We start from the raw sequence: 24,988 nt of genomic DNA on the forward strand, positions 1-24,988 counted from the left end.
GGAATTATTTTTTAGTTTTATGCAGAAGCGAAAGTAAGAAAAAACTAGCTATTCCGAAAGTAAAAGCGGCGATTGTAGCTAAAATAAAACTTCCAACTAAATATTGAGAGGTATGATTTTTTATGGTTTCGAAAGTCAAATTTTGATATTGATAAAAGTTTCCATTTCCCTTTACGAAATAAGAACCCATTTGTAATGATCCATAAATTATAAATGGAATCATTGGTGGAATGCTGATGTTTGAAAATGTAAAAGCTAATATTTTATTCCATCTGAATAAAACCGCTAAAAACAATACCAAGACAGTTTGAAATCCCCAAAATGGAGCAATTCCGATAAAAACACCTAAAGCAATTGATAAAGATTTGATTAAATTAGAATCATTGCTCTGTAAAATCTCTTCTTTTATGAATTGTTTAATTTTTTTTTTTTGAAAATTTCTAAAGAAATCTCTCGGTTTGATGTATAAAAGTGTGATGATAACTAAAATCGTATTCAGAATACTAATTCTTGTAAAATCTTTAAAAGGTCTGAAATGCGTAACACGTTCTTCTGGATCGTATAAGATTTTAACTGGAATATTTTTTACTTCTGTTCCTTTCCAAGCGGCACGAACAATGACCTCAATTTCAAATTCAAATTTATTCGTAAAATATTTTTTTGGAAGATGTAATAACGGATATAATCTGTAACCAGATTGTGTGTCTTCTAATTTAATTCCGGTTTCAAACCAAAACCAAAAGTTAGAAAATTTATTCCCAAAACTACTTTTTTTAGGCACACCTTCTTGGTTCATATTTCGGCTACCAATTAGCAAAATATTACTTTCTTTTTTAGCTAACTCTTCTAAAAAAACAGGAATATCATCAGGAAAATGTTGTCCATCAGAATCGATTGTAATCGCGTAATGATATCCTTTTTCAATGGCTTTTTTAAAACCTAATTGAAGTGCATTTCCTTTTCCTTTATTTTTCGGAATAAGAATAGAATCAATCGATGTATACGAATTTATGATTTCAGATGTGTTATCGGTAGAACCATCATTTACAACAATAACATTAGTGGTATATTGCAATACACCATCAATAACCCTATTCAAAGTTTTGTGATTATTGTAAGTTGGAACAATAACACAAACTTTTTTTAGATTTAATGTTTCAGAAATAGTAGAATTTGAAAGCATTCTATTTATTTAATTGTTGTTTTTCAGCTTTTGTAAATACTAAAGATTGATTTACATACTTTTTAATATATTCCTTTAAATCAACTGATTGCTTACTAAACAAAAGTAAGATTTGTTTTTTATCAGCGTCAATATTTTCTTTATATTTTAATAGTTTAGGTGTGTTTTCTTGAATACTCAATCGAATTAAGCGATTTTCAACATTATTTGGATTCGCTTTTATTACTGATTCCAAAATGGTAACACCTTTAATAAATAATTCTTTTTTTTGCTTAATTCCTGTAGCATGCTTCGCTTTTAAAGCAATTGAAGCGCCTTTATAAGCTAATAAAGTTTCATCATTTTTTGAATATTTATTCATAAAATCATAAAACTTAGTGGTGTTAATTTTAGAATCTGAGGATTCCACATACATTTTTCGAATGTCTGCTAAGTTATAACTTTGAAAAACAGAGAAAGTTATAGCAAATAGTATTGAAAAAATTACTTTCAAGAAGTGGTTCTTTTGTATGTATTAGATAATTTTAATGCTACAGTTTCTTCAAAACTTGTAGTGTTTTTAACTTTAATTTCAGAAGCCTCATTTTCCGAAATTTCTAAATCTAATGTTAATTCAGCGTTTACTTCAGGGTTAATAATAGCCATGAATTTAACGTTTGTAGTACTAACCATTGTTAAACTAACATTCAAAACGCTTTCTGTAATCTCTTTGACTATTTGCATCATACAAACTCCTGGTGTTACAGGATTTCCAGGGAAATGTCCTTTGAAAATTGCGTGATTTTTATTCAACGTAATAGAAGCCAAATATTTGCCTTCATTAACGGTATCAATTTTATCAACTTTATAAAAATCCTGTAACAACATAAGTTTTGTATTAATATTATTTTACATCAAATTTATAGAATGCTCCAAAAGAGAACACAACATTAGTATGGTTTCCGTCAGAATAATCTAAAACTGGAATAATTCCTTTTTTAATTCTCGCTTCAACTCCGAAGTTTTTTGTAATATCATATCCAGCTCCTAAAAAGAAAGCTAAATCAACATTTGCATCATACCAATCACCATAATAATAATTATTAGTGTTGCTATCTATTACATTACTATCAACTAAAAAGTCAATTGTTGGTCCAACATGAATATTAAATTTATTAAAAGTAAATTTATTAGCTACACCTAAAGATAAATAAGATAACTCATAATCTAAATTATTTCTATTATCATTAGAATCAATATAATTTAAAGTAGAACCTTGTCTAGAATAGTTCAATTCAGGTTGTAATGAATAATATTTTGTAAGTTTTAAATCACCAAATAAGCCAATATAAAAACTCGTTTTTGATTCAAAATTTCTTCTTTGCCCATTGTTTCCTTCATAATAATATGCATCATCATAATATGCATCATTTCCTTTAGAGAAATGAGAAACGTTTAAACCACCTCTAATACCAGGTTTAAAAGTAACTTGAGCATTACTAATTGTAATACCTCCTAAAATAATTGCGAATAAATAAAGCGCCTTTTTCATTTTGATTGTTTAATTGATTATTTGATTAAATTCTATTTTTAGTTTAATATTATGATGCTGAATTGATATATTTTCTGCAAAAGTAGTTTTTTTTGAGTTAAATGTAAAAATAACCTTCTCCTTTCTTTTATTTGTTTTAATTATTTTATTCAAATTATTTGTAATCAAATCGATATAATAATATTGATTATTTTCAGTTCGATAAATAGTTTCGTTGTTTCTATTATATTTTTTTAAAACTTTATTATTCACTTGTAACAAGGTTCTAAAATCATCTCTAAGTGTGTTGAGAATAATTTTCTTATCGAGTTTATCAAAAACATAATTTACTTTAAAAGTGTTTTTTGAAATCTCAAAATCTAATAGTTTGTTACCAAAATCTGTTGTTAACACCATTCTGTGAATGCTATCATTCATGCGTTTTACGATAAAAATACCACTCATATCATTTCCATAAATTTCAATGTGGGTTTTATACACATAATCTAATGAGGCATCTGAAAAGTATTGATTTTGAACAACTGGCAAAGTATTCTCAACTTCAACAGCATCAGGAATTTGATACGATTTACAAGATAAAAAAAGGCAAAAGAAAGTACTAATTAGTAAATACCGCATCATCAATTTTTGCATTTAGTATTTTGTTTTTGAATGTAATTTTGGTGTAATCTCCAGATGATTCAATTAATTTAACTTCAGAAACTGTATTTTCTTTTAATGGAAAATATAAATCAATTTGTTTGATCATTTTTTTTATGGCTGCCGTTTTAGGAATTAATTTGGCGATGTAATGTTGTTTGGTTTTAAAATAAGAAATATCAAATTCTTTATCGTCAAACATATTACCGCTTACACTTCCAACAATAAGTTTATTAATTTTTTCGAAAATTTTGCTTTTGGCATCAACTGTACTTTTTTTCCCTTGATCGTTGATATACACTTTATTATTTTTAAAAATAATACTGTATTGATAAGGCTTTGTATATTGCCAACTTAGTGTATTTGGCACTTTAAAATTAAGTTTTCCAGAACTTTCAATATCTTTCGTTAGAAAGTCCATGTGTTTAATTTGAACGAAATCAGTTTTTATGGTTTTAATACTTTTAGACTGACTTTCAACTGTTTCTTTAAATTTAGCTATTTCTTGAGCAGACATTTTTATTTCTTGTGTGCTTATTTTAAAGCTACAAAGTAAAATCGTCAATAATAAAAGTTTAGTTTTCATATATGTATGCTTTATTTTTTATAGGTTATATATGTTATCACCTTTTTATTTATTGATGTTTGTTTACACAAACTCATTATTATTGGTGATTTCATAGGCTTGAATGTCTAATAATTGCTCAATGGTTTTTGTTTTATAACCTTCAGACTGCAAAAATAGCAATAACTGTTCCAAAACCCATACAGTTTTTGCAGAAGTATCGTGTAATAAAATAATACTACCTGGTTTTACTCTTTTTTTAATTCTTTCAAAAATTAAAACCTCACTTTCAATAACTGTATCTAAAGAACGTATATTCCAGCCAATTACAACTTGATTTGTTTTAGAAATAGCGTGAGCAATATTCGGATTTGTAACTCCAAATGGTGGTCTGTAAAGCCTTGTTTTGTTATGCGCGATTTGAGAAATTAATTCTCTGGTTTGTTCAATTTCGGAAGCTATTTTTTGAGAAGAAAAAAAACCATTCCAATTAGAATGCGAATAGGAATGATTACCAATATTATGTCCTTCAGCAACTATTCTTTTTAAAATTTGTGGGTATTTTTCTATTTGTTTTCCAATACAAAAAAAAGTAGCTTTCGCATTGTACTTTAGTAAGATATCTAAAATTTCTTCTGTTTTTTCGTGTGGTCCATCATCAAAAGTTATGGCTATTTCTTTGTCAATTTTATTATTGCTTTGGCAAATATTTTTTGAAAAATAATTCAGTCTAATATCGAATGCACCCCAAGAAGTTATCGCCAAAAAGGCTAAAAACAATAAAACATATAAAAGAACACTAGCCTTAGTAAAAAACAAAAAGGCTAGCAGTATGAAAAATATAAAAACAGAATATTTATGTCTTAACATTTTGATAAAAGCACTAAACTTTGGTCTTTTCCTTGGTATTGATTATATAATAAAACCTTTGAAAAAGTATTTTTTTCAATTGCGTTCATTTTTATACTTTGAGGAATAATTTGGCTTTTAATAATTGAAGCCGCAACCCAAAAACCAAATGCTGAAGCGGTATTAAATTCGCCACTTAAATGCTTATAATAAATTTGTGGTATTTGGTTGAATAGTGAACTCGCTTCTGAATAATAAGTATCAAAAGTAACATCACCATTGTTTCCAAAAACAACAGCATCAATATCTTCTAATTTTAGATTATTCTTATTTAAAAAAGCTGTAATAAAACTTTCCACTTCTTCAACCTTTAATTCATTTTGAATTTGTAGAGCTTCTAAAACAGCATAAGAACTGTCTTTATGAATATTTTCTAAAGCTACAAATGTTGCACCTTCACTATAAATAACTCCAGTTGAATTGGAACCTAAAACTGAATACGGTTGATCACTTTCTTTTTTAATGATATTGATCAGTTTAAACAACTCCATGGTATGTGAAGAAGTTTCATCTGCTGCACCAACTAAAATAGAGTTTTCTTCCTCATTTTCCAATTGTAATTTGGCATCTAACAAAGCGGATTCAAAAGAAATCGCACCATTTACATAGGTAAAATTATACCCTTTACATCCTAATCCTAATGCAATTTGTCCACCAACGGTATTATGAGTAGATTGTATAAAATTGGTTGGCGTTAAATACTCTTCATTATTATCTAATAAAGCTCTTAAGAACTTTTCAGAATCTTCAATACAACCCATTCCTGTTCCGGTAATGATAGCATCTGGAACTTCAACATTTGCTTCTTTTAAAGCTTTTGTAGAAGCCGCTAAACCCATCTTCACTCCTTTTGCCATTCGTCTTGCTGCGGCTGGCGGAATTAATTCTTTATACGAAGGTTGAATCGCATAAATAATATTTTCAGTTGTGTTAATTACAACCGATTCTAAGAAAGAAGTTTCGTAAGTATCTTGAGCAGAAACGCATCCCATTCCGTTTATGTAGCACTTTTTCATCACTTAGTTTTTAGAAAATATTAAAGTGGAACAATTCCCTCCAAAACCGAAAGAATTGGAAAGTACATGATTGATTTCTTTTTCTTTTAATGTAAGTTGTGGTGTTAAGTTGAATTCTTCCATATTTGTTTTAAAATTCAAATTTGGATACACCACATTATTTTGAAGTGCCAAAACACTATAAACCGCTTCAATACCAGCAGCTGCTGCTAAAGTATGACCAGTAAAAGGTTTTGTAGAACTAAAATCTGGAACATTGTCGCCAAATATTCTGATAATGGCTCTTCCTTCAGATAAATCGTTATTTGGAGTAGCAGTTCCGTGCGCGTTGATATAATCAATTTCACTTGGTTGAATTTTAGCCATTTTGAACGCTTTATTCATCGCTAAAAAAGCACCATCACCGTTTTCAGAAGAGGCAGTTTGATGAAAAGCATCATTCGCATTCCCGAATCCAGCTACATAAGCCAATACTTTTTTATTGTGTTTTTTTACGATTGCATCAGATTCTAAAACTAAAAAAGCTGCTGCTTCACCTAAATTAAGACCTTTTCTGTTATTATCAAAAGGAGCATTGTAATCATCAGACAAAATCATTAAAGTTTTAAATCCGTTGATAGTGAACTTTGCCAAAGCATCCGTTCCACCCACAACTACTCTATCTAATTCACCTGATTCGATTAATCTCGCGCCAAGCATAATTGCATTTGCCGCAGAAGAACAAGCTGTACTTATCGTAGTAACTAATCCTTTTAATCCGATGCAATTGGCAATTTTTTGAGAATTATCGCCAATATCGTGACTCGTGATATATTTTTGACAAGCTTCGTTTTCAAAATAATCGTAAAAATATTTCTCAGTCATATCCATTCCACCAACGCTAGTTGCTGAAATTAATCCTGATTTATATTCATTAATATCCGTAATATTAGCATCTTCTACAGCTTGTTTTGCTGCAATTGCTCCTAATAATGCCGTTCTTGAAAAATTATTGTCTTGTGGTAAATTAAGTTGCGCTGCTAATTGTTCATTAGTTTGTTTAATTTCTCCTACTTTAATTATGTCTTTATGAATGGTTTCTATATTTGAAATAGTAGAAAGTCCTGTTTTTAAAGAAACTAATGAATGGAAGTTTTCTTCAACAGTTGTACCTATTGAAGAAATAATTCCCATACCTGTAATTGCAACTTTCATATATGTTGAAATTTATTTTTTAGCGGTCATATATGTTATCACCTTTTATTTATTAGTATTTGCTTACGCAAACTTGTTATTAGTGGTGATTTCATTTAATATTATTTTGTTCTGTGTTCTTCAATATATTTTGCCATAGTTTCAACTGATTCGAAAATGGCTTTCCCTTGTTTAGGATCAGCTAATCTGATTCCGTAAACTTTATCTAAAAGAACAATTAATTCTAAAGCATCGATTGAATCTAAACCTAAACCTTCTCCAAATAAAGGATCATTATCATTTATATCTTCAATTGAAATATCTTCTAAGTTAAGTGCTTCAATAATTTTTGCTTTTAATTCTTGTTTTAATGCTTCCATAATTATTTATTATATAGTGTTTGTATTACTTCTTTGTTGTGAGCCGTTGTTCCTGATTTTTCAACCAAATAAACAAAAGCTTTATAATCATTTTTATAAAATTCTACCCAACCGCATAGTACTTTCTCTGCTTTACCGCTTTCTAATAAATACGATGTGTAATCCGACATGAATTCTGCTTTAAAATCATCAAAAACAAAGAACGCATTTTCTGTTTTCAATTGATTTTTAATACTGATTTCGCCTACGCAAATATTTGGTAAAGTGTACACAAATACAGCTGGACTAGGAAAATAATTCTCTTTATCAGAAATGGATTCTTGGTATTTTACATCTGTATCTAAACTTGACGCTTTGTTCGCAAATACTAATGCAATATTATTTTCAATATCTAAATTGATGTTGTTTTTCAAAATTGCTTCAGCACCTAAAAAAGCTAATTTACTTAAATTATCCATTTTAAAAAATTTCGGATACTCTAATTCAATTGCTTTTGAGGCGTTTTTTATAAATTCCGGAAACAAGACGTCTTTCATTTCCAAAACGGTGGTTCCGTTTACTTGAAGTGAATTGTTTTCTATTTTACAATAGTTTGATATGTGATAATTTGTTGTCAATTCTAATTTATTTTTTCAAACAATATTGCTGTGTTACATCCACCAAAACCTGATGCTGTTTTTAAGAAATACGTAATTTCTTGTTTTCTATTTTCTTTTAGAACATCAATTGGAATTGAAACTCCAGAGTTAGAATATCCTTTTGATGCTAATAATTCTTGGTTATACACCGATTGCAAAGCAATTACAATTTCTAATAATCCCGAAGCGCCTAAGGTATGACCATAATAGCCTTTCAAACTATTAACTGCCACATTATCAATATTGGAACGAGAAAACGCAATCGCTTCCATTTCGTCATTATATAATGTCGCGGTTCCGTGAGCCGAAATATAATCTAATTTACTTTTTTCAATGTTGGCTTCTTTAAAAGCACTTTCAATACTTTTATGTAAACCATCACCCGTTCTTGAGGGTCCAGAAATATGATTTGCATCATTTACGGCTCCATCACCAATAATAGCAACAGCGTTATGACTTGGTTTTTTTGTCGTAACAAAAACGGCCGCACTTGCTTCTCCAAGAGTTACTCCATTTCTTGAAGCATCATAAGGTGTACAAGGCAAATTACTCATCGCTTGAAAGGAATTGAAACCAGACAAAACAAATTCTGAAATTTCATCACCAGCAATAATAAAAGCATTATCATAAGCTCCGAACTGAATCATTCTTTTCGCTGTTGAAACTGCTAAAACTCCAGAAACACATGCGTTTGACACAATAATTGGTTCTGTTTTAAAACCAAAAAATGTGTTTATTTTCTTTACTAAAGTACTTAATTGTGCGTCTTCAATTGGAGCATCTTGATTTTCTAATGCCGAAATATTTCCTTTAGTTGTTGAAAGAATTAAAACCGATTTCTCAGTAATTTTATTTTTACTAACAACAGGATACAAAGCTAAAATGAGCATTTTTTCTAATTTAGAAAAAGTACTATCATTCGAAACTTTTAAGAAGCTTTCGTTTAGCTTATCTGAATCAATAATAGAAGCATAAATGGAAGTAAGATTCCCATATTGTTCTTGAAATTGAATTCCGGAATCACCTTTTACAAGTGCTTTCCAATTGGTTTCAATATCAAAACCTAATGGCGTTACGCAATTCGCATCGGTAATGTAAATGGGTTTATTCGCTATCATTTTATTAATCCTACACTTTTTTTCCAATCCTCATAAAATGATGGTGCATTTAAAACTAAATTCCCATCGCTATCTAAAAACACTTGAACCGTTTCACCCGTACAAGCTACTTCATTATTGTTATCGTAAATTACGTATCTAAAAATCATTTTTGCCGCTGGAGAATCTACAATTGTAGTTTCAATTCGAGCCACATCGCCATAACGTAAAGACAATTTATGTTCACAAACCGATTTTACAATTGGCGTTGTATATCCATGCTTTTGAACATCTAAGTATGAGATTCCATGCAATCTTCCGAAAGCTTCTCTTCCATCTTCAAAATAAGTTATATAGCAGCCGTGCCAAACAATTCCTAATGGATCTGTTTCGTTAAATCTGATTCTAATATCACTAGAAACTATTAAATGTGAAGCCTCGTTATACTGCTCTTTTCTTTTTATCATATTGAATGGCAATGAAAATTGTAATTATAAAAAACAAAAGTAATAAAAATATTTCTGGAAGAATTTCCACAGCATCTGCTTTACGAAGTAAAACATCATAAAATGCATTTAATCCCCAATTCATAGGAGATATTTGTGAAATCGCTTGCATAATTTTTGGCATGGCAAATACCGGAACCCAAACACCGCCAATCGCAGCTAAAATAACTACTGAAGTCGCGCCAAATGGAGCCGATTGTTCTTGTGTTTTGGCTATTGTTCCCAATAAAATCCCTAATCCAATCGCAGCTAATCCAGAAAATAAAGCTACTACACTCATTAAAAAGAATTTCCCATCTAAATCTAAAACAGGTAAACTTAAATACGGAAATAAATAAATCCCGACTAAAACCATCAGATAAAACTGAATCATACAAATGATTAAATACGTAATTGTTTTTCCAGCAATTACTATCGAATAGGGTACTGGATTTGTCAATAATCGAATTTGAGTTCCTTGTCCTTTTTCTTTTACGATATTGATGGATAAAGGAACAATGATAAAAAAGATGGCGAATAATGTCCAAGCAGGCACATTGTGTTGCACTGAATTTGGAAGCACTTCTTTATTATCAACCGTTGGCATAATTTCTTTAAAAGTAATGAAACTTTCTTGCTCAAAAATTGGCGCATCTCCTTCACCTAATTGCTCTTGAAAAGTAGCATAAATCGATTTGGTTTCTATTTGAGAAATCATTTTATCGATACTACTTTTTACGTTATTTTTAAACGTTAATTGTGTTGCAGGATCAAAATAAAGTCGGACTTCTTTTTTATCTATTTTTTGTGGTAAACTATCTTTTTTAGTTTCTGAAGTATCACCAATTCCGAAATTAGACACTATTTTATCTACGTTTTGATTTACTTTTAATTGCAAATCTTTACTTAGGTTCTTAGGAATAATTATCGCTAATTGAAATTTTCCTTTAAACACAGCTTCCTTAGCAGTAGTTTCTGTTAATTCTGTTCCGTTTAAAGTCGTTATGATCTCAAACTGACCGCTTTTATTTAAATTTTCTATTACTGTTTTAGAAATTTCTCCTTTATCGTTATCAATCAAAACCACAGGAATTTTACTTTCTGTTACCGTTCTAAAAGTACTATCTTGAATTAAAGTAATGGTAATAATTAGCACTAAAGGCATCACGAATAAAATGATTAAACCTCCAAAATCTCTTTTTAGTAAAAGAAACTCTTTATATATGGACATCCATAATTTATACATCATCTCGAAGTTCTTTACCGGTTAATGAAATAAAAACATCTTCTAAATTATGTGCGCCAGAAGTTTCTTGAATTAATTGATTTGGTGTGCCTTCAGCATAAATCGTTCCTCTATCGATAATAGCAATTTTGGTACAAAAATCTTGTGCTTCAGATAAATGATGCGAAGTATAAATTATCGTAGTTCCTTTAGCATTTAATTCTTTTAAATAACTAATGATTACATTTTTAGATTGTACATCTACTCCAACGGTTGGTTCGTCTAAGAATAAAATTAATGGCTCGTGTAAAATACCAGCGATTAAGTTTACTCTACGTTTCATTCCTCCAGAAAAGGTGTCAATTTTTTTATCTGCAAATTTTAATAATCCAAGTTGGTATAAAGCAGTTGCTACTTTTTCTCTCAGATTTTTGCCTTTCAATCCGTACATACTTCCGAAATATAATAAATTCTCTCTTGCAGTAAGTGTTGGATAAAGCGCGTATTCTTGTGGAACAACACCTATCGTTTTTTTAATTTCAAAGGCATTCTTTTCGTAAGTCAAATTATTGATGCTGAAATTCCCAGAAGTTGGTTTTATTATTCCGCAAAGCATAGAAATCAAAGTGGTTTTCCCTGCGCCATTCGGACCAAGTAAACCATAAATTTCTTTTTCACCAATAGCCAAATTCAGATTATTTACTGAGAAATAATCTGCATCTTTATATTGCTTATAAAGTTGATTGATTTGAATTATGCTTGTATCGTTACTCACCTTAAATAGCTTTTTTAAGTTCTTTGAAAAACTTTTCTTCTAAATTTGCAAGATGAAGTAATTGATCAGCTAAAGTATTGTAAACGTCTTCCACATTACTTCTATTTTTACATACTCGAGATGCATTTAGAGCGAAATCTCTCCATAAATCTCCAATTTGAGTCATTTCAAATGAAAGTTCTTTTAGCTTGTCATTTTTCAAAATTATGGCAGCTTCTTGTAAAAATGCCGCATATATAAATCGGAAACCACCACCACCAGTTCCAATTTCTTCTTGCATACGAATCATTTGAGCTAAATAGTGATTGGCCACTTTTACACCTTTAGATTTCGGCCATTTTCTGATACTCTTCGCTAAATATCGCATCGCAGCAACACCAACAATTGGCACTGGCGCTAGCATATCAGAACACGTATTTTTGATTCCTTTTTTGATGGCACTTTCCCAATTAATTTCTGAGGGAAGATGCGTTGGGTAATACATTTGTCCTTTTGGTGAAAGTGTACCTTTTGCGAATCTTACTTTTTCTAATTCTGCTTCTGTAAGTGTGGTTACATTTTCCATTACTGGATCGCTAATTAAAAAAGTGTTATCCGTTTTTCCGTAAACCACTAAATTGTGGGCATTGAAATGAAAACGGTATTCGTCTGGAAAATAAGTTAAATTGTATACACCAACTTGTAAACCCGTAGGAATATTGTTTTTTAAATTATTTTCTAGGGCGATTTGAGCTTTTTCAGGGCTCGAAAATTTAATTCTTTTAACTGTAATTCCTAATCTTTTTGCAGCTTTATTAAAAATGAAACCAGGCATTGGTCGGTAACTAATGGCTGGCGCTTGATTCACTTTTAATAAAGGTAAATAAAAGAAAAAGAGACCAGAACCAATACCAAAAACCATTGGCTCACTTATATCAATTCCATTGAATTTTAACAAATTAGAAGCCACTCCGTTTTCACAATGTGCTGATTGATGATGTGTAAAATTGGTGTTCATTATGCTCCTTTATAATTTATTAATTCGTCTACAGAAATTTGAAATGCATCAGCATATTTCTGTAATATTTTGTTATTCAGTTTTTTAAATACCGATGGTTTAACGTGTCTTTTCACTCTCCATTGCCACAAACCAACATAATCGGCTAAAGTTGGCCAATCCATTCTATGTAGTTCCATGAAATAAACAATTGGACTTGCTTTTCCTGATTTTATATTTTCTTTAGCTTCTTCAATACGTTCATTAATAGTATTGATAGAACTTTCTAAAGCGATCGTTTTTGCTTCCCAACCAGTGCTTAAACCTGTTGTATAATTTCCATTTTCATCTGTAGCGTAACATAATTCTTTTACATTACTTTTAGATAAATTACTTTCATCTTGAGGTATTTCTTCCTTTTTCATAAATGTAAAATTTATTTTTTATTGGTCATTTATGGAATCACTTTAATATTGATTGGTGTTTGCTTTCGCAAACTTGTTGTTAATGGTGATTTCATCTTACTTTACTTCTTGAATGAATAAATTTATTTCCGCTTCTAATAAAAGATTTTCGTCTTGAAAAGTTTCGCATTTCATGGTACAAATACTGTAATCATCCGAATCAAATCTGGAAACTAATGTCGCAGATGTTTTAATCGTATCATCAACCTTTGGCAACATAAAAACGGTTGCTTTTTTAATTCCACTAATAAAGCCAACTAATTTTACATCCTCTCTTGCTTCATTGTCTGATGTGAAAAAGAAAGTTTGTCCAACAATTGAAGAACAAGTTTGAGCCGAGTTTTCAATTAATCCAACTTCAGAAAAATAATTATTTTCAACAAAAACATTATCCTCTTTGATTTTGAAAACTGAAGTTACTGAAGTAGCTGTTATTTCAACAAGAAAATCTACCATTAACATAGGTGCTCTATGTGGTAAAAAGTCATTTATATTTATTACTGTATCCTTCGAAACTTCACTCATGTTATTATGCTAAAACTGTTTTCATTTGCCCACGAGCAATTTCTACATTATTTAATAAAACTGAAATATCAACTAAAGTGACTCCAGAAAATTCATGAAGTACATTCACTTTAGTGGTAAGATTGTCATTTACTTTTGGTAATTCAAAAATTTCGATAGATTTTATAGCTCCGATATATCCTGTTGGTGCAGGTTCATTTTTTAAATAAAACTGATAACCAGTATATAAAGCCACCGATTGTGCCATGTGTTCAATTAATCCAGCTTCTTGAAAAGTGCCATTTTCAGTAAAAATATTCGTTTCTTCGATGGTAAAACCAGAAGTAATAAAATTCTCTTCGAAAGCTAAAACTTTATCTACCATTACAAATGGGAATTTTTGTGGAATAAGGTTTCCAACAAAATCACGATCTAAAATTGGTAATACTACATTTTCCATTACTGTACAGTTAAATAAGCATATGAATAAGAGAAACGACCACTTTCTGGAACAGATAATAAAATCGTATCACCTTTTACTAATTTCCCAGAATTCATTAATTCTTCTAACATCAAGTAAATTGAGGCAGAACCAACGTTTCCAACTTTTTTTAAATTCATAAACCAACGTTCCATTGGAATTTCAATATTTTGCTCTTTCAAAGCTTTATAAAGTCCTTTCACAAAATAATGTGATGAAACGTGTGGTAAAAAATAGGTAATATCGTCAGCGTTAATATTATTTTTATCTAGAGCTGTTTTCATGCTTAAAGCTCCTTTTTGCAAAATATGTGCATCTAAAAGTTTTACATCTTGCTTAATGGCAAATACTGATTCAGATAACCACTCGTTAGACTTGTAATCGCTCCAAGGTTTGATACTTCCATCTGCTAATTTATCTCCACCAGCATACATACACGTTTCTAATTCAGAAGCATATGAAAAAGCTTCCATCCATTCTATTTTTAGAGAAGTTGCTCCGCTTGGTTTATTTTCTAATAAAAAAGCACCAGCTCCATCAGACAACATCCATCTTAAAAAATCTTTTTTAAATGCCAAGATAGGTTGTTCTTCTAGATTTTTAAGATTGATAATTTCGTTTTCAAATTTTTCCGCTAGCATCCAAGTTGAAACTCTTTCAGAACCCGTACAAATCGCATTGTTTGTATTTCCAGATTTAACAGATAAAAATCCGAATTTCAACGCATTCATTCCTGCATTACAAACACCAGATGAAGAATTTAATTCAACAGATTGATTTTTCAATAATCCGTGAACCATTGCGGCATGAGATGGTAAAAGTAAATCGGGCGTAGATGTTCCACAAGAAAGCAATTCCATATTTCCAGATGTAAATGTATCATCAAACAATTTCTCAATTGCTAAGAAAGTTACATCTGCATTGGTATGTGTTGCATTTCCAGTATTATCAATAGCATAGTGTCTATTTGTAATTCCGTTATTTCGCAAAACTATTCGTCTCGCTTTTGAGGATTCATCATTAATTAACCCTAACATACTCTCCATTTCATCATTTGAAATTGGATTATTCGGCAAGAATTTACTAGATTTTGTTATGTAAACTTCAAACATTATTATTAATGATTATATCTTTTTATATAAGTTTTTTTCTTTTGCTATTTTATTAGCAATAAATGGATATTTTAAAAGGTGCAAGATAAACACAATTGGCGATATTAACCAAATAGCAACCCATAAATAAACATTAAAAACTTTCAACCAAGATTCTCTTGATTTTTTTTTATTTATGATGAAATTAGACCAAATTTTAAACATTTTATTGGCTTTTTTATCCATTTCAACTAAAAAAGCTCTAATTTCAACTGCATCTAATTTTAATAAATCCTCTTGTAAGGTTAAAAAATTATTATTTTTTAACGCTTGTTGAATAACATTTCCAAATTTAGAAGCATTTTTAATTTCAGATTCTGAAACACCTGGTTTTGGAAAAATACCTAAATATTTTGTTTTTTCACCAGTAAACATCCAATGTACGATTGTAACCACGCTCACATGATTGATATTTCTATCAACTAAAGCGATATTCCCAACTAACTTAGCGCCTAAATCTGATAGTAATACTTTCATTTTTTCTTGTGCTTTTACCCACATGTTTCTAGCGCCAATAACAGTAATTACAGGAGTATCTTGAAATAATTGTTTAGCAAAACTACTTTTCAAAAATGAATTTACAGGAATTGATGGCGACAAATACCAAACTTGATAACCTAGTATAATTAAATCGTATTTTTTCTCTAAAATAGCATTTGATGGTGCTTTTATTTCTGATGGAATTTGCAAAAACGATTCTGGAAAAGCATCAAAAAAAGCAGATTTATTCCATGGAAACGGAAATTCTTTCTCCATTTCAATTGTGTAATGCGTTACATTTATTTCATCTTCCGATGAAAATGGAAGTGTAATATTATCAAGAATTTCAGTTAATTGACCTGATTGTGAGTAATGTACAACTAATACGTTTTTCATACTTCTAATATTAACTTTGATTTATTTTCTTAAAATTTCTTATTTTATCTTCTCTTTTCTTATGTATAAATTCGCTCCAAGTGCTACTGTTTTCTGCATCAAAAATTTTAATTTTCTGAGTTTCGTCTTTTATTAATAAATCGCCCGACTTACATTTTAAAATTTGAGCTGCAGCTTCTAATCCAGAATATGTTGCACCTGTTACACCATGTGATAAAGTACTGGCTCCACATAAATACAAATTATCAATTTCTGTTTTACTTTTATATGAAAAAGGCCCAACTTGATTTAATGTTTTATTTGTTCCATATACATTTCCATTGGTGGAATTCACATAATATTCATTTGTTTTTGGTGTTCCTAATTCCGCTTGAACAATATGATTTCGTATATCTGGAATTAGTTCTTCCATATTATTTAAAAACTTCTCAATTATTTTTTTCTTAAACAATTCATACGCTTCCGAATGATAATCTTCAGCATGATTGAACTCTTTAAAACTATCATAACTAACATATGTTACCACTTCAAAGTTATGATATTTACTATTAAAACTAACTGGATCTTTTAAAGTCGTACAACTTATAAAAAGAGCTGGAAATTTATCACCTTCAATAATATTTCCTTCGGTTAAAGTTGCAAAATGTTGATCGATATTTTCGTTTTCAAATTTCCATATATTTCCCGAATCGATACCATATTTAGTAACATCTAATTCGACAGTTAAAAACAAAATTAAGGATGTCACCGAATATTTGGTTTTTGAAAGTTTCTTATTTAATTTTTTACTAATGTTTTCTTTACCAATTAACTTTAAATAGGTGGTTGACGGGTCTGCGTTTGAAACAATAGTGTTGGCTAAAATTGTTTCACCATTTGCTAAAATTACTCCTTTTGCTTGGTTATTTTCAACAATAATTTTAGTCACATTTTGACTGACTCTTATTTCACCATTATAACTTTTAATTTTGTTTGTCATGGCTTTTACAATACTACTTCCGCCTCCCATTGGATAAAATCCACCGTCAAAATAATGATACATAACCGAACAATGAACTGGAAAACAGGCTTTGGAAGGTTGTACACCATGATCACCACATTGCGAATTAAGAATCGCTTGAAGCACTGGATCTTTAATATGCCAACCGATTACTCTTTTTAAACTAAAAAGCGAAAATTTACCAAAGTTTTTGGTTCGAAATGGAACTGTAATCTTTTGCCAAAATCCTTCTAATTTAGGCATTAATTGCAATTCGTAATTTACTTTTTGAATTAAGGAAAGGTATTCTTTAATGTTTTTTTCTTCTTTTGGAAATTCGGAAATTAATTTACTTTGAAGATTTTCAAATCCGGCAGGTAAATCGAATCTTTTGTCAGCTATCACACAATGATCATAACCTTTTTGATTCATTCTGAAAAAAGTCAAATCATTCGCAACGCCTAAACCTTTATATAGTTCGCTTGTAGATTGACCTTCATCAAGCAATCCGATGTAGTGGACACCAGGACTAAATCGTTGTCCGTTTAATGTGAAAGTATGACACCAGCCACCAGGAACATAATGTTGTTCTAGAACTAAAACTTTTTGCCCGCTACGAGCTAAACATAAAGCGGTAGATAAACCTCCAGCGCCAGAACCAATTACAATTGTATCAAATTTTTCCATTATTCCTATAATAGCAATAACTGAAAATACAATTTTGCCTTTTTAATTATTATTTTTTCCAAAAATCAAAGTAGTTGAACCACTGTAAAGGATACTTTTTAATCATTCCTTCTAAATTTTCAGTGTAGGCTTTTAGTAAACCTTTTTCATCACGGTGTTTCGTATTTGCTTTTCTAGCATATAAATGATAATGCAAGTTAGCTTCTTTCATTACATAGACAAAAATTACGGGTACATTTAATCTTGAAGCGATTAAAAATGGTCCTGCCGGGAAACTTGCTTCTTCATCTAATAAAGATTCTCTCATGACTTTTGTTCCAGGAAAGTATCTATCGCCAGTAAAACAAACCAATTCATTATTTGCCAAAGCATTATTAATTTCAAAAATATGAGACAAATCGTCTTGAATAATAATAAATTTTATAGAAGATTTATTAGTGACACTTTCTAAATATTGTTTAATTTCAGAATGTTCTCTATCCGTTGTAACCAAACTAATTTGGCAATCAAAATCGATCTCACCAAAAAAGTGTTCTGCTATTTCGAAGTTTCCGATGTGCGCACTAATAAGTACACCACCTTTTTTATCTGCGAGTAAATCATTTAAGATTTCAACACCATCAAAATCGTAGGTGAATTTTTTTCTTAAACCTGCAGAAATGGCTGTTTTATCAATAATAGTTTGTCCAAAAGTAAAATAACTTTTGAAAACCATAAGTTTTGCTTTAAAATTGGGGTATTTAAGTCTTTCATGAAAGTAATAATATATTTGTTTATTACTTTCTTTTAAAAATATAAAATAATAAAAAGCTACAAAAACTAAAACAGAATATGCTGCTTTAATTCCGAGCTTTTTGATGCAAAAAACAAATATTTTATATCCAAGTACAGTACCTTTAGATTTTCCATCCCACTGACTCATGATACTTTTTTTTAGTTATTGTTCTGTATTTTAGCTTCGATTAAGTTATAAAAATCTTGAAAAGTTGCAATTCCAACGAAATCAGCTTCACCAAGTTTCACTCCAAAATTTGCTTCAATAGAAACCACTAAATCTACATAATCTAAACTATCTAAACCAAGTGTATCTTTTAAATTTAATTCTGGGGAAATTACGTCGCCATTCACTTCAAATTCATCAACAAAAATTTCGTTTACTTTTTCAATAATATCTTCGATTGTCATAATCATTTTTAACTTTATATTTTTTTAACTACAATTGCTGAATTTGTTCCACCAAATCCAAAAGAATTTGACAAATATACATCAAATTTCTTATTTATTGTTTTTGCTGCAATATTTAATTTTTTCGAGTCTTCATCAGGGTTTTCAAAGTTAATATTAGGTGCAATGAAATCATTTAACATCATAATAGTTGAGTAAATAATTTCGCTGGCTCCAGCCATCCAACATTCGTGACCTGTCATTGATTTAGTTGAACTAATATGCGGGCCGTTTTCACCAAAAACTTCTAAAATAGCTTTCGCTTCGTTGGCATCACCAAGAGGAGTTGAAGTAGCATGTGCGTTGATATATCCAACTTCAGAAGGATCAACATTTGCTTGCTCCAAGGCTCTTTTCATTGCTCTTGCTGGGCCTTCAACGTTTGGTGTAGAAATATGTCCACCATTTGAAGAAAATCCATAACCAATAATTTCGGCTAAAATTGGAGCGCCTCTTTTTACGGCAGATTCGTAACTTTCAATAATTAAAGTTGCACCACCACCACTAGGAACTAAACCATTTCTACCTCCATCAAAAGGTCTTGATGCTTGAGTTGGATTGTCTTCACTTGGTGAAAAAACGCCCAATCCATCAAAACTAGACATGGCATATTTATTAATTTCTTGAGCACCACCACTAATGATAATATCTTGTAAGCCACTTTTTATTAAGTGATATGCCAAACCAACAGAATGAGAACCACTAGCACAAGCTGCACTAATTGTCATATTCACACCACGTAATCTAAAAATAGTAGATAAATTCATGGTTACGGTTGAGTTCATCGACTTAAAAATAGCTCCAGAACCAATTAGTGCTGTATCTTTTTTCTCTCTTACTATGTCGATTGCGTCGATAATTGCTTTTGAAACAGAGTCGTTTCCATATAGAATTCCAACTTCATTTTCATCGAAAAAAGCATCGTCTATTTTGGCATTTTTCAAGGCTTCAATTGTTGCTAAATAAGCATATTCGGTTTCTTCACCGATACTAATTCTTTGTCTTCTGCTCAAATGATTTTTCAAATCAGGTTTTGGAACCGTACCAGTTAAGGCCGATTGAAAACCAAATTCTTTTCTTTCTTCGTCAAAAACAATTCCAGATTTACCTTCGTACAAAGATTGTTTTACTTCTTCAATTGAGGTACCAATACAAGAATAAATTCCCATTCCGGTGATAACAACTCTCCTACTCATAGTCTTTTTTTAAGAATAAATTCCTCCATTAATATTGATAACTTCACCTGTAATATAACTTGCCTTTCTTGAAGCTAAGAAACCAACTAAGTCGGCCACTTCTTCTGCTTCACCAAATCTATTAATAGGAATCATTTTTACCAATTCTTTTTCATCTAATTCACCTGTCATATCAGTTCTGATAAAACCTGGTGCTACTGCATTTACAGTAATATTTCTTTTAGCAACTTCTTGAGCTAATGCTTTAGTTGCAGCCACTACAGCTCCTTTTGCAGCAGAATAATTGGTTTGTCCTGGAGTTCCTTTTACTCCTGAAACTGAAACCATATTTACAATTCTGCCGTATTTGTTACGTAACATCTTTTGAATAAAAAAGTTAGTCACGTTAAAAAATCCGTTTAAACTCGTATTAATAACATTATTCCAATCTTCATAAGACATCCACATAAATAAACCGTCTTTTGTAATTCCGGCATTATTTACAATTACTTCTACAATCGCATTTGGATTGGCATCTTGCCATTTTGTTAAGGCTTCAGTTACTTCAGTCGCATCTGAAACATTAAATTTAATAATTTCTCCAGTTGAACCATTCTCTTTTACAACTTTTAACGTTTGTTCAGCAGCTTCAACATTTGATTGGTAATTTATTAAGATGTGATACTCTTTAGATTCTGCTAATTTTTTACATATAGCACTTCCAATTCCTCTTGATCCACCTGTAATTAATGCACACTTCATATTTATATTTTTATTGAAATAACTCTGCGTTTTCATACCATTTATTTCCTAATGTTTTACCATCTTTGGTTATGAATCCCCATTTTCCTTTATATTTTACTCTTGCGATTCCTTTTACGAATCCTTTTTCGTCTTCTTTAAAGACAGCAATTAAACCACCAGCGGTAATTTGATAATCGGCAGGAATTACTAATTTTCCTTTTTCATCAATAAAACCCCATTCTTTTATTTTAACTGGAGCCAAACCGTCATTACTGAAAATTTCTGCATCAGCGTAATTTAATTCAATAACCACTTCACCTTTCAAATTGATGTAACCCCATTTTTTATTCATAAAAACAGGTGCTAAATTTTTATTGAATGCTTTTGCTTTATCAAATTTTGGTTCGATAATCCAGTTTCCTTTTAAATCGATAAAACCAATTTTATTATTTTTCTTAGCATAAGTAACATCTTGATACAAAAAATCCCAGATTTTATCTACACCTTCTATAGCTTGAAATTTATTTGCGATTACTAAACCAAAAGCAGTTCCTGAGCGAGCCCAAGTGGTGTTTTTATAATAGTTTCCAACTTCATCATAAATAGCTTCTACAACTAATTTTCCTTTGTCATCAATAATTCCCCATTTGTCATTTTGTTTCACTCTCGCAAAACCGTTCTCAAATGATTTGATTACTTGAAATATTGGAGCAACAACAACTTCTCCTTTCGGATTAATTAATCCAATTTTATCAGCTACTTTAATAAATGCTACTCCATCTTCAAAGTCGTACACTTTATCGGAATCAGGCATTTTTAATTCTTCACCACGTTTATTAATGTAGATCCATTTTTTACCTTTTTCAACCACACAAATTCCACTATTAAAGTATTTTGCATTGGAATAAGTTGGAGCAATTACAATTTCGCCTTGAACATTGATAAAACCCCATTTTCCGTCTTTTTCAACAGCAGCCAAACCTTCAGAAAAATTTTTAGCTAATTTATATTGAGGTTCAATACTAAAATTTCCATTTTTAGAAATGTAACCAAATTTTTCATTTTGTTTTACAAGCGCATGTTCTTGTGCGAAAAAAGCTTGACTAAATATAAATAGTAAGAAAAGATAATTTTTCATTTTGAATACTTTGGGATTTTAAAGCAATTTAAACTTTTATATTAAATATAAAAACTAAATTATTGCATTAAATAGTCTTTTACTTTTTGAACTATTGGATACATAATTTGATCTTCCTTAAATTCAGGAACGATAACTCTAATATCATCATACATTTTTCTTGTAACAGAAGATATATCGTTTTTAAAGTTTAACGCATCAATAGCTTGCACAATTGTAATCAATTCAATAGCTAAAACTTCGAAAGCATTTTCAATAACTTTTCCAGCAATTACCGCAGCATTAGTTCCCATACTAACAATATCTTGATTGTCGTTATTATTAGGAATACTGTGTACATACATTGGATTAGAAAGCATTTGACTTTCTGCTGTTGTTGATGTAGCCGTAAACTGAACACCTTGCATTCCGAAATTAAATCCTAATGTACCTAAGTTTACAAACGGAGGTAAAATTTCGTTTAATTTTGAATTTAATAAATAATTCAATTGACGTTCAGACAACATTGTTAATTTAGCAATAACAATTTTCAATTTGTCCATTTCTAACGAAATATAATCTCCATGAAAATTACCACCATGATACACATGTTTGTTTTTCACATCCACAATCGGATTGTCGTTTGCTGAGTTAATTTCGTTTTCAAGAACTTGTGACGTATAATTAATCGTATCTAAAACTGGTCCTAAAATTTGAGGAACACATCTTAAAGAATAGTATTCTTGTACTTTTTCTTTAAATACATCTTCATTATTATTACCTGAATATAAATGGTCTTCTCTTTTTCTTACTAAAGTACTATCAGATAAATTCTCTCTCATTAATTTAGCAATTTCTTGCTGTCCGAAATGCTTCTTAGCATTATTTAATTCTAAAGAAAGATGATCATCGTATGCCTGTACAATTTCGTTAATCGCACAAGAACATTTAATAGACCAATCTAATATTTTTCTTGAATTATGCACATTAACGATTCCGATACCTGTCATAACTGAAGTTCCGTTCATTAATGCTAAACCTTCACGGATTTCAACGTTAATAGGTTTTAAGTTTTCAATTTCAAAAACCTCTGCAGTTGGTAATCTTTTTCCTTTATAAAAAACTTCTCCTTCTCCAATTAATGCCAATGCTAAATGAGCTAACTGAACTAAATCACCACTTGCTCCTACACCACCATGTTCAAAAATTAACGGAGTAATATCTCTATTTATAAATTCTTTCATTAAATGAATTACTGAAGGATGAACTCCAGAATTCCCTAAAGAAAGCGTATTTAATCTTGCTAAAATAACGGCTTTTACATTAACTGCATCTAAAGGTTTACCCGTACCAGACGAATGACTTCTAATTAAATTATATTGAAGTTGTAATCTATCTTCATCTTTAATTCTGTATTGCGCCATTGGCCCAAAACCAGTATTAACACCATATATAACCTTATTTCCTGAAAACTCTTTTAAAAAAGCAAAACTTTCTTCTACTCTATTGATTACAGGGGCGCTAATGTCTATTTTGTTATTATTAAAAATTATTGAAGTAAAATCTTCTATAGTTAAATATTCGTTTAACAAGCTCATTATCAGTAGTTTAATTTTAATTAAAAAATCACAAATTATTTATAGATTAATAAAAAATATGTGATTAAATTTGAAGCCTCAAAGGTAACATATTCTTACAAACAAAAAAGAAAAAAATGACACAAGAATTTATAGATGTTTTAGTTATTGGTGCAGGACCGTCAGGATGTGTTTCAGCCTCATATTTACATAACAATGGTGTTAAAGTAAAAGTAGTTGAAAAAACGAAATTTCCACGATTAGTTGTTGGAGAAAGTTTAATCCCAAGAGTTATGGATCATTTTGATGAAGCAGGATTATTCCCAGCTTTAGATAAAATGAATTTTGAAAAAAAGCTTGGTGCTCGTTTTATTAGAGGAAATGAAATTTGCGTTTTTGATTTTAGCGATAAATTCTCAGAAGGTTGGGATTGGACTTGGCAAGTGCCTAGAGCCGATTTTGACAATACCTTAGCAAAAGAAGTAATTAACAAAGGAATTGATTTAGAATTTGAATCGGAAGTTATTGCGGTACAATTTGAAGGTAAAAATTCAATTACTACTGTTAAAGATAAAGATGGTAATTTAAAAGAAATTCACGCAAAATTTATTATTGATTCAAGTGGATACGGTCGTGTTTTACCTCGTTTATTAGATTTAGATACGCCTTCAAAATTAGATCCACACTCTTCAATTTTCACACATGTTCAAGATAAAAACAGACCAGAAGGTGAAGAAGGAACTTTAATTTCATTTGATATTTTAGAAACAGAAGTTTGGTTATGGGTAATTCCGTTTTCAAATGGTAACACGAGTTTAGGTGTGGTTGGACCAACTTCATTTATTAATTCTTTATCTGAAGGTTCTAATAGCGAATCATTAAGAAAAGCAATTCAATTATCTGATTATTATATCAAAAGATTTGGTGACGTAGAATTTTTATTTGAGCCTGTAAAGCTTGAAAATTATTCCCGTTCCGTTAAAAAAATGTATGGTGATGGATTTGCGTTAACTGGAAATAGTTCAGAATTTTTAGATCCAGTATTTTCATCTGGAGTGGCTTTTGCTACAGAATCTGGAATGTTATCGGCAAAATTAATTCATAAAGAATTAAATGGAACTGAAGTAAATTGGGAAACTGAATTTGCTGAATATATGAAAAGTGGTATTGGTGTTTTCACCACTTATGTAAAAGAATGGTATACTGGAAATTTACAAACCTTATTTTTCCATCAACCAGAAAATCCAGATGTAAAAAGAAAAATATGCGCCGTTTTAGCCGGTTATGTTTGGGATCAAGAGAATCCTTTTGTGAAGAAACATGACAATGTAATTAAAAACATGGCCCATATGATTAATATGGAAAAAGAACAAGCACAAAAAGAAGAATAAAAAAAAGGGCAATTTAAAATTGCCCT

The 24,988-nt window shown here is 30.3% G+C and carries 29 protein-coding genes; 1 reads left to right on the forward strand and 28 read right to left on the reverse strand.

The genetic code is table 11. The features are described 5' to 3' along the window. Nucleotides 1-4: 4 nt before the first annotated feature. The 28 genes from BMX42_RS01205 to BMX42_RS01340 all read right to left on the reverse strand — a co-directional run bounded on the left by BMX42_RS01205 (nucleotide 5) and on the right by BMX42_RS01340 (nucleotide 23,592). A complete protein-coding gene (locus BMX42_RS01205; protein ID WP_091307201.1) occupies nucleotides 5-1,183 on the reverse strand; it encodes a DUF2062 domain-containing protein in 1,179 nt (392 codons plus the stop codon). 1 nt (nucleotide 1,184) lies between these two features. Beyond that, a complete protein-coding gene (locus BMX42_RS01210; protein ID WP_143055579.1) occupies nucleotides 1,185-1,676 on the reverse strand; it encodes a hypothetical protein in 492 nt (163 codons plus the stop codon). Continuing rightward, nucleotides 1,673-2,050, reverse strand: coding sequence for an ApeI family dehydratase (locus tag BMX42_RS01215; RefSeq protein ID WP_091307210.1), 378 nt, complete (start codon nucleotides 2,048-2,050; stop codon nucleotides 1,673-1,675). Before BMX42_RS01215 ends, BMX42_RS01210 begins: the two co-directional genes overlap by 4 nt. 16 nt (nucleotides 2,051-2,066) lie before the next feature. Continuing rightward, a complete protein-coding gene (locus tag BMX42_RS01220) occupies nucleotides 2,067-2,714 on the reverse strand; it encodes an outer membrane beta-barrel protein (protein WP_091307213.1) in 648 nt (215 codons plus the stop codon). Between the two features lie 9 nt (nucleotides 2,715-2,723). Further along, nucleotides 2,724-3,332, reverse strand: a complete 609-nt coding sequence (locus BMX42_RS01225; RefSeq protein WP_143055580.1) for a flexirubin biosynthesis protein LolB2 — start codon at nucleotides 3,330-3,332, stop codon at nucleotides 2,724-2,726. Further along, nucleotides 3,313-3,939, reverse strand: coding sequence for a flexirubin biosynthesis/transport protein LolA2 (locus BMX42_RS01230; RefSeq protein ID WP_091307219.1), 627 nt, complete (start codon nucleotides 3,937-3,939; stop codon nucleotides 3,313-3,315). Before BMX42_RS01230 ends, BMX42_RS01225 begins: the two co-directional genes overlap by 20 nt. Nucleotides 3,940-4,002: 63 nt before the next feature. After that, nucleotides 4,003-4,788: a polysaccharide deacetylase family protein gene (locus tag BMX42_RS01235; RefSeq protein WP_091307221.1), complete on the reverse strand. Its 786-nt coding sequence runs from the start codon at nucleotides 4,786-4,788 to the stop codon at nucleotides 4,003-4,005. Beyond that, nucleotides 4,782-5,843: a beta-ketoacyl synthase N-terminal-like domain-containing protein gene (locus tag BMX42_RS01240; protein ID WP_091307225.1), complete on the reverse strand. Its 1,062-nt coding sequence runs from the start codon at nucleotides 5,841-5,843 to the stop codon at nucleotides 4,782-4,784. Before BMX42_RS01240 ends, BMX42_RS01235 begins: the two co-directional genes overlap by 7 nt. 3 nt (nucleotides 5,844-5,846) lie before the next feature. After that, on the reverse strand, nucleotides 5,847-7,037 hold the full coding sequence (locus BMX42_RS01245) for a beta-ketoacyl-[acyl-carrier-protein] synthase family protein (RefSeq protein ID WP_091307226.1): 1,191 nt from the start codon (nucleotides 7,035-7,037) through the stop codon (nucleotides 5,847-5,849). A 101-nt stretch (nucleotides 7,038-7,138) separates the two neighbouring features. Further along, the gene (locus tag BMX42_RS01250; RefSeq protein ID WP_091307229.1) at nucleotides 7,139-7,396 is read right to left on the reverse strand and encodes a phosphopantetheine-binding protein; all 258 of its coding nucleotides are present in this window, start codon (nucleotides 7,394-7,396) and stop codon (nucleotides 7,139-7,141) included. A 2-nt stretch (nucleotides 7,397-7,398) separates the two neighbouring features. After that, nucleotides 7,399-8,013, reverse strand: a complete 615-nt coding sequence (locus tag BMX42_RS01255) for a 3-oxoacyl-ACP synthase (RefSeq protein WP_091307232.1) — start codon at nucleotides 8,011-8,013, stop codon at nucleotides 7,399-7,401. Between the two features lie 2 nt (nucleotides 8,014-8,015). Then, nucleotides 8,016-9,152, reverse strand: coding sequence for a beta-ketoacyl synthase N-terminal-like domain-containing protein (locus tag BMX42_RS01260; protein WP_091307235.1), 1,137 nt, complete (start codon nucleotides 9,150-9,152; stop codon nucleotides 8,016-8,018). Beyond that, nucleotides 9,149-9,598: an acyl-CoA thioesterase gene (locus BMX42_RS01265; RefSeq protein ID WP_091307238.1), complete on the reverse strand. Its 450-nt coding sequence runs from the start codon at nucleotides 9,596-9,598 to the stop codon at nucleotides 9,149-9,151. Before BMX42_RS01265 ends, BMX42_RS01260 begins: the two co-directional genes overlap by 4 nt. Continuing rightward, nucleotides 9,573-10,847 (reverse strand): ABC transporter permease, encoded by a 1,275-nt coding sequence (locus tag BMX42_RS01270; protein ID WP_091308747.1) that lies wholly within the window; start codon nucleotides 10,845-10,847, stop codon nucleotides 9,573-9,575. Before BMX42_RS01270 ends, BMX42_RS01265 begins: the two co-directional genes overlap by 26 nt. Before the next feature lie 7 nt (nucleotides 10,848-10,854). Continuing rightward, the gene (locus tag BMX42_RS01275; RefSeq protein WP_091308750.1) at nucleotides 10,855-11,598 is read right to left on the reverse strand and encodes an ABC transporter ATP-binding protein; all 744 of its coding nucleotides are present in this window, start codon (nucleotides 11,596-11,598) and stop codon (nucleotides 10,855-10,857) included. A 19-nt stretch (nucleotides 11,599-11,617) separates the two neighbouring features. Continuing rightward, entirely contained in the window at nucleotides 11,618-12,613 is a 996-nt protein-coding gene (locus tag BMX42_RS01280) for a BtrH-related acyltransferase DarH (protein ID WP_091307241.1), read from the reverse strand. Further along, nucleotides 12,613-13,017, reverse strand: a complete 405-nt coding sequence (locus tag BMX42_RS01285; RefSeq protein WP_091307244.1) for a flexirubin biosynthesis protein DarG — start codon at nucleotides 13,015-13,017, stop codon at nucleotides 12,613-12,615. The genes BMX42_RS01280 and BMX42_RS01285 overlap by 1 nt, the downstream gene beginning before the upstream one ends. Nucleotides 13,018-13,113: 96 nt before the next feature. Then, nucleotides 13,114-13,581 (reverse strand): hotdog family protein, encoded by a 468-nt coding sequence (locus tag BMX42_RS01290; RefSeq protein WP_091307246.1) that lies wholly within the window; start codon nucleotides 13,579-13,581, stop codon nucleotides 13,114-13,116. A gap of 4 nt (nucleotides 13,582-13,585) precedes the next feature. Beyond that, nucleotides 13,586-14,020, reverse strand: coding sequence for a hotdog family protein (locus tag BMX42_RS01295; RefSeq protein ID WP_091307249.1), 435 nt, complete (start codon nucleotides 14,018-14,020; stop codon nucleotides 13,586-13,588). Beyond that, nucleotides 14,020-15,153, reverse strand: a complete 1,134-nt coding sequence (locus BMX42_RS01300) for a dialkylresorcinol biosynthesis protein DarB (RefSeq protein WP_091307252.1) — start codon at nucleotides 15,151-15,153, stop codon at nucleotides 14,020-14,022. The genes BMX42_RS01295 and BMX42_RS01300 overlap by 1 nt, the downstream gene beginning before the upstream one ends. 12 nt (nucleotides 15,154-15,165) lie before the next feature. After that, complete coding sequence (locus tag BMX42_RS01305; protein ID WP_091307255.1) at nucleotides 15,166-16,068, reverse strand: hypothetical protein; 903 nt, start codon at nucleotides 16,066-16,068, stop codon at nucleotides 15,166-15,168. Nucleotides 16,069-16,078: 10 nt separating this feature from the next. Continuing rightward, on the reverse strand, nucleotides 16,079-17,734 hold the full coding sequence (locus BMX42_RS01310) for a phytoene desaturase family protein (RefSeq protein WP_091307258.1): 1,656 nt from the start codon (nucleotides 17,732-17,734) through the stop codon (nucleotides 16,079-16,081). Between the two features lie 49 nt (nucleotides 17,735-17,783). Further along, nucleotides 17,784-18,656 carry an LpxL/LpxP family acyltransferase gene (locus tag BMX42_RS01315; RefSeq protein ID WP_091307262.1) on the reverse strand — a complete coding sequence of 291 codons (873 nt, stop codon included), beginning with the start codon at nucleotides 18,654-18,656 and terminating at the stop codon, nucleotides 17,784-17,786. Nucleotides 18,657-18,667: 11 nt separating this feature from the next. Next, entirely contained in the window at nucleotides 18,668-18,919 is a 252-nt protein-coding gene (locus BMX42_RS01320; RefSeq protein WP_091307265.1) for an acyl carrier protein, read from the reverse strand. A 14-nt stretch (nucleotides 18,920-18,933) separates the two neighbouring features. Continuing rightward, nucleotides 18,934-20,154, reverse strand: a complete 1,221-nt coding sequence (locus tag BMX42_RS01325) for a beta-ketoacyl-[acyl-carrier-protein] synthase family protein (protein ID WP_091307268.1) — start codon at nucleotides 20,152-20,154, stop codon at nucleotides 18,934-18,936. 9 nt (nucleotides 20,155-20,163) lie between these two features. Continuing rightward, complete coding sequence (fabG, locus tag BMX42_RS01330; protein ID WP_091308754.1) at nucleotides 20,164-20,895, reverse strand: flexirubin biosynthesis SDR family reductase FlxB; 732 nt, start codon at nucleotides 20,893-20,895, stop codon at nucleotides 20,164-20,166. A gap of 10 nt (nucleotides 20,896-20,905) precedes the next feature. Next, nucleotides 20,906-22,015: a WG repeat-containing protein gene (locus BMX42_RS01335; protein WP_091307271.1), complete on the reverse strand. Its 1,110-nt coding sequence runs from the start codon at nucleotides 22,013-22,015 to the stop codon at nucleotides 20,906-20,908. A gap of 59 nt (nucleotides 22,016-22,074) precedes the next feature. Next, a complete protein-coding gene (locus tag BMX42_RS01340) occupies nucleotides 22,075-23,592 on the reverse strand; it encodes a flexirubin biosynthesis tyrosine ammonia-lyase FlxA (RefSeq protein WP_091307274.1) in 1,518 nt (505 codons plus the stop codon). A gap of 116 nt (nucleotides 23,593-23,708) precedes the next feature. Here BMX42_RS01340 and BMX42_RS01345 point away from each other — a divergent pair, with 116 nt between their 5' ends. Further along, nucleotides 23,709-24,962: an NAD(P)/FAD-dependent oxidoreductase gene (locus BMX42_RS01345; RefSeq protein WP_091307278.1), complete on the forward strand. Its 1,254-nt coding sequence runs from the start codon at nucleotides 23,709-23,711 to the stop codon at nucleotides 24,960-24,962. Nucleotides 24,963-24,988: the final 26 nt, after the last annotated feature.

The organism is Flavobacterium terrigena (assembly GCF_900108955.1).
In the GTDB taxonomy this organism is placed as follows: domain Bacteria; phylum Bacteroidota; class Bacteroidia; order Flavobacteriales; family Flavobacteriaceae; genus Flavobacterium; species Flavobacterium terrigena.

Excerpts from the sequence above, each read along its gene's own strand:
- BMX42_RS01205 (WP_091307201.1), bottom strand. The coding sequence starts at position 1,183 with ATGCTTTCAAATTCTACTATTTCTGAAACATTAAATCTAAAAAAAGTT.
- BMX42_RS01215 (WP_091307210.1), bottom strand. The coding sequence starts at position 2,050 with ATGTTGTTACAGGATTTTTATAAAGTTGATAAAATTGATACCGTTAAT.
- BMX42_RS01220 (WP_091307213.1), bottom strand. The coding sequence starts at position 2,714 with ATGAAAAAGGCGCTTTATTTATTCGCAATTATTTTAGGAGGTATTACA.
- BMX42_RS01225 (WP_143055580.1), bottom strand. The coding sequence starts at position 3,332 with ATGCGGTATTTACTAATTAGTACTTTCTTTTGCCTTTTTTTATCTTGT.
- BMX42_RS01230 (WP_091307219.1), bottom strand. The coding sequence starts at position 3,939 with ATGAAAACTAAACTTTTATTATTGACGATTTTACTTTGTAGCTTTAAA.
- BMX42_RS01235 (WP_091307221.1), bottom strand. The coding sequence starts at position 4,788 with ATGTTAAGACATAAATATTCTGTTTTTATATTTTTCATACTGCTAGCC.
- BMX42_RS01240 (WP_091307225.1), bottom strand. The coding sequence starts at position 5,843 with ATGAAAAAGTGCTACATAAACGGAATGGGATGCGTTTCTGCTCAAGAT.
- BMX42_RS01245 (WP_091307226.1), bottom strand. The coding sequence starts at position 7,037 with ATGAAAGTTGCAATTACAGGTATGGGAATTATTTCTTCAATAGGTACA.
- BMX42_RS01250 (WP_091307229.1), bottom strand. The coding sequence starts at position 7,396 with ATGGAAGCATTAAAACAAGAATTAAAAGCAAAAATTATTGAAGCACTT.
- BMX42_RS01260 (WP_091307235.1), bottom strand. The coding sequence starts at position 9,152 with ATGATAGCGAATAAACCCATTTACATTACCGATGCGAATTGCGTAACG.
- BMX42_RS01265 (WP_091307238.1), bottom strand. The coding sequence starts at position 9,598 with ATGATAAAAAGAAAAGAGCAGTATAACGAGGCTTCACATTTAATAGTT.
- BMX42_RS01270 (WP_091308747.1), bottom strand. The coding sequence starts at position 10,847 with ATGTCCATATATAAAGAGTTTCTTTTACTAAAAAGAGATTTTGGAGGT.
- BMX42_RS01280 (WP_091307241.1), bottom strand. The coding sequence starts at position 12,613 with ATGAACACCAATTTTACACATCATCAATCAGCACATTGTGAAAACGGA.
- BMX42_RS01285 (WP_091307244.1), bottom strand. The coding sequence starts at position 13,017 with ATGAAAAAGGAAGAAATACCTCAAGATGAAAGTAATTTATCTAAAAGT.
- BMX42_RS01290 (WP_091307246.1), bottom strand. The coding sequence starts at position 13,581 with ATGAGTGAAGTTTCGAAGGATACAGTAATAAATATAAATGACTTTTTA.
- BMX42_RS01295 (WP_091307249.1), bottom strand. The coding sequence starts at position 14,020 with ATGGAAAATGTAGTATTACCAATTTTAGATCGTGATTTTGTTGGAAAC.
- BMX42_RS01300 (WP_091307252.1), bottom strand. The coding sequence starts at position 15,153 with ATGTTTGAAGTTTACATAACAAAATCTAGTAAATTCTTGCCGAATAAT.
- BMX42_RS01305 (WP_091307255.1), bottom strand. The coding sequence starts at position 16,068 with ATGAAAAACGTATTAGTTGTACATTACTCACAATCAGGTCAATTAACT.
- BMX42_RS01310 (WP_091307258.1), bottom strand. The coding sequence starts at position 17,734 with ATGGAAAAATTTGATACAATTGTAATTGGTTCTGGCGCTGGAGGTTTA.
- BMX42_RS01315 (WP_091307262.1), bottom strand. The coding sequence starts at position 18,656 with ATGAGTCAGTGGGATGGAAAATCTAAAGGTACTGTACTTGGATATAAA.
- BMX42_RS01320 (WP_091307265.1), bottom strand. The coding sequence starts at position 18,919 with ATGACAATCGAAGATATTATTGAAAAAGTAAACGAAATTTTTGTTGAT.
- BMX42_RS01325 (WP_091307268.1), bottom strand. The coding sequence starts at position 20,154 with ATGAGTAGGAGAGTTGTTATCACCGGAATGGGAATTTATTCTTGTATT.
- fabG (WP_091308754.1), bottom strand. The coding sequence starts at position 20,895 with ATGAAGTGTGCATTAATTACAGGTGGATCAAGAGGAATTGGAAGTGCT.
- BMX42_RS01335 (WP_091307271.1), bottom strand. The coding sequence starts at position 22,015 with ATGAAAAATTATCTTTTCTTACTATTTATATTTAGTCAAGCTTTTTTC.
- BMX42_RS01340 (WP_091307274.1), bottom strand. The coding sequence starts at position 23,592 with ATGAGCTTGTTAAACGAATATTTAACTATAGAAGATTTTACTTCAATA.
- BMX42_RS01345 (WP_091307278.1), top strand. The coding sequence starts at position 23,709 with ATGACACAAGAATTTATAGATGTTTTAGTTATTGGTGCAGGACCGTCA.